We start from the raw sequence: 3,641 nt of genomic DNA, 5'->3' as shown, positions 1-3,641 counted from the left end.
TACGTATTGCTTTACATTACATCGAAGAATTAAAAATCAGTTTTTTATGCAAGCAGAAAAAATTTGGAAGGAAACATTTTTGAAAAACTAACCCAACTTTTAGATCAAATATCTTTGTATGAAGAAATTCAACGAACAAACCGAACAAGACCCCAAAACCCCAAGCAAAAACGATCGCGTTAAAGTTTCTACTATTCACAAAGTCAAAAGGTTTAGAATTTAGAGTGGTTTTTATAGCTGCTTTTAGAAGATATTTTTTTGATTGCAATAAAAAGAAAAAAAGCGATTTACGAAGATCAAGACGTCTAGCTTATGTATAAATTACAAGAGCTGAAGAAAAGTTATTTTTAACTGGGTCTTATCAAAGAGTTTCATATGGCAAAACAAATAGACACGGTCAACCTTCACGCTTTTTACAAGAAATGGGCTTTTTTTCAAAAGAAACCCCAAGACCAAATTATTTTTTCCCCACATTTGTTTTCAACCAAACCAATTAAACCAAGTATCTTGCACCTAGTAAATGACTTTTTCAAAAAAGGAGACAAAGTCAAACACAAAACTCTCCTGGCTTGGGCGTAGTGGAAGCCATCATGCAAAATTTAATCCAAGTACGCTTTATAAATTTCCCAAAATACAAAATATTTAAAAAAATACAACTGCTTTTCTTGCTAAAATAAAAGTAAGTAAATTTTAAACATTTATCAAAAAAACTGAATCATCAATCATTATTTTTGTCGTCGTTAGAAATTTAAAAAACAACAAAAACAACAAAACAACAAAATCAAATTGCAAAATCAAGAGATTTTTATGAATTATACCGTTTTTTGTAACTATTTGTACTTTTATCGTTTAAATACTTTATTTTAACGAATACTTAACGACAGCTTTTCTTTGGAAATTCTTTTTCCGAACATATAAAAGCTAAGGACGAAAAATCAAAGAGCGAAACAATTCTTCTTAAAACTTCTTTCTTCTGTTTTAACCATAAACTTTTTTGGTTTTCCTTTTGGGTGCAACAATAGTTGATGCCATATGCAATTAGAACAAAATACATTAACTAGCACAATCATCACCAAAAAATACATTAATGCTTCCGAAGTAGCAGCTATCATGGGCTTAAATCCATTTGAAACCAAAGAGCAATTATTAAAAAAGAAAAGTTTTGACACTCAATCAGAAGACAACAGAGCAATGAAACGGACGAATTTTGGAACCCCAAGCAAAGAAATTTTTTCCAACCAAACACAAAAAATGCAATTCAGACCCAAAGTCTTTGTCAAAGATTTCATGTCTGCTTCTTTGGATGGATGGGACGCCCAATACCAAAAGCCTCTTAGAAATCAAATGCCCCATTTCTTTTGCCTCATATGTAGCAATCCTTTTAAATGAAGAAGAAATCCCTACTATCTATTATACCCAAACTCCCAGCCCAAATTTATTGTTCTCAATCAATTAAAGCTTACTTTTGGTCTATCAAAACGACAAAACCAACAAAAAATATCGAAGTCAAAGAAGACCCGGAATTTTATCACAAACGTAGCAGAACAATTGCGGTGTTTTTTTTCAATTATACTTAAAAAATAAACAATTACAAAAACAACTACCAAATTTAAAAAATTACTCATTTATCATAAATATAAAAATACATTATTACTATTGCATTTCATTTAACCGTATTATGATAGAATTTCACCATAAAAAACACCATAAACAAAGACAAAACCACTTACGAAAAATATTTAATTATTTTTTTTTTTCATCTTATTGACAAACAACAAAAAAAGAGATAAATATAATTAGTATTGCTAATTTTTAATTTGAGATTACTGGAAAGGATATATTATTATATAAAAAACTGTTTTCGTAAGGAAAACTATCAGAGAAACGCTACGTCGTTTTTAAAAAGAAGGAAGTTTCTAAATCTGGTGTCCTAGCAGAAGTTGTCGCAAGAACATTATATATTAAACCAAGCGTACAAAAGAAAAATCGCCAAAATATGCGTAGTAAAAGCGTTAATGTTTTAATAAATTAAAAGCTACTTGAAATAAGTTGCTTTTTTTATTTTATATTTTCTTATATTTGATTAAGTTTTTTTGCAAATAACTTTTTATTTTATTCGTTCAAATGTTCGCTCAAATCATCAAAAAATAATCTCATTATTAAAAATTACCAAAAAACAACTCAATTGCAACCAAAACTACAACCATCACCTAACCCCCAAATAGGAAATGCCAAATGATCATTGAAAATCCACAATCAAACTTCTTTTTGCATCACACCTTTTAAATCTTTATTAATTAAAATGTTTTTACTCATCAAAGAAAAAAAATTAATGCATATCATTTTTGTTACCAACGAAAAAATTCAAGAACTTAATTTCTTTTATCGCCAAAAAAATTATCCCACAGATGTTTTGTCTTTTCCTAATGATTTAACTTTTTTGCAGGCTTAAGACAATTCCTTAGGCGATGTTTTTATTTCTTTTTCCAAAGCCCAAGTCCAAGCACAAACAGCCAAGCACAGTTTAGAACGCGAAATTGCTTTTTAGCAGTGCATGGTTTTTTGCATCTTAAGGGTTATCAACACCGCACCGAAGAAGAGTTTCAAATAATGCTTGCTTTACAAGAAAAAATTTTAAAACTTTTTTTTAGGTCTAAATTGAGACAAAACCACATAAACAGCAGCAGCAGCAGCCCAAATCCCATAAACCAAACAAAAAGAAACAACCAAAATAAACACCTGCACAAACACCAAAAAGGAAAAGAAAACAAAAAAATAACTAAGAAATTGAGGAATTACATGGATTTTAAATCTGGTTTTATTGCTATTTTAAGTGCCCAAACGTCGGCAGCAAATCAACTCTTCTAAACGCATTAACCCAACAAAAAGTTACAAGCATCACAAGCGCCAAACCCTGAACAACACGCCACAAAAATTATTGGCATTTGCTACGAACCTAACGCCCAATATATTTTTTGTAGACACCCCAGGAATTAACCAATATAAACATTTCTATTAAACCAAAAAATAGAACAAAATTTCAAGCTTTTCAAAAAAAAAAAAAGCATCAAAGACGTTGATTTAATTCTTCTTTAACAGATCTTTTTTTTATCCCAAAGAAGAAACTTTGTTAAAAATGATTTTCCAAACCAAAAAACCAGTTTTTTTAGTCATCAACAAAATTGACCGTTTAAATAGCAAAAGCCAAATTGATGCTATTATTTTAAGTTATTTAAAACCATTTTTCTTTTCAAACAGTAATCCCACTTTCTGCTAATATCAAAGCCAAAAACACCACTTTTTTAAAAAGAAAATATCTATCAAAAATATAAAACCAGGGGTCGCTTACTATCCGCAAGACATGATTACTGATCAAAAAAAGAACTTTGGATAGCAGAAATAATCCGCGAAAAAGTCCTTTATTATGTCCACGAAGAAATCCTCACGCCTCAGTTGTAATAATTGGAAAAATGGAACAAAAAGACCATTTATTAGAAATTTGAGACTTGATTTTTGTGAAAAAGCTCTCAAAAACAAATCTTAATTGGCAAGGCAGGCTCAAACTCAAACAAGTAAGACACATGTTCCTTAAGGCCCTCAGTACTCATTTGCAAAATCCATCACATTAATTTATGGGTCTG

1 protein-coding gene and 2 pseudogenes are annotated in these 3,641 nt (G+C 30.0%); all 3 read left to right on the top strand.

Annotated features, from left to right (window positions below; all coding sequences use genetic code 11):
* The first annotated feature begins 1,032 nt into the window (after positions 1-1,032).
* The 3 genes and pseudogenes from ACEW7V_RS00895 to ybeY all read left to right on the top strand — a co-directional run bounded on the left by ACEW7V_RS00895 (position 1,033) and on the right by ybeY (position 2,868).
* Positions 1,033-1,389 (top strand): lambda-exonuclease family protein, encoded by a 357-nt coding sequence (locus tag ACEW7V_RS00895; protein WP_374695588.1) that lies wholly within the window; start codon positions 1,033-1,035, stop codon positions 1,387-1,389.
* A 486-nt stretch (positions 1,390-1,875) separates the two neighbouring features.
* Positions 1,876-2,032 (top strand): annotated as a pseudogene (locus ACEW7V_RS00890) (30S ribosomal protein S21).
* A gap of 270 nt (positions 2,033-2,302) precedes the next feature.
* Positions 2,303-2,868, top strand: a pseudogene (gene ybeY / locus ACEW7V_RS00885) (rRNA maturation RNase YbeY).
* Positions 2,869-3,641 lie beyond the last annotated feature (773 nt).

The organism is Areca yellow leaf disease phytoplasma, assembly GCF_041920595.1.
Note: the sequence above shows the minus strand (reverse complement) of the source record. Positions and strands in the feature narration are given on the sequence as shown.

Coding starts and splice junctions, on each gene's coding strand:
- ACEW7V_RS00895 (WP_374695588.1), top strand. CDS start 1,033: ATGCAATTAGAACAAAATACATTAACTAGCACAATCATCACCAAAAAA.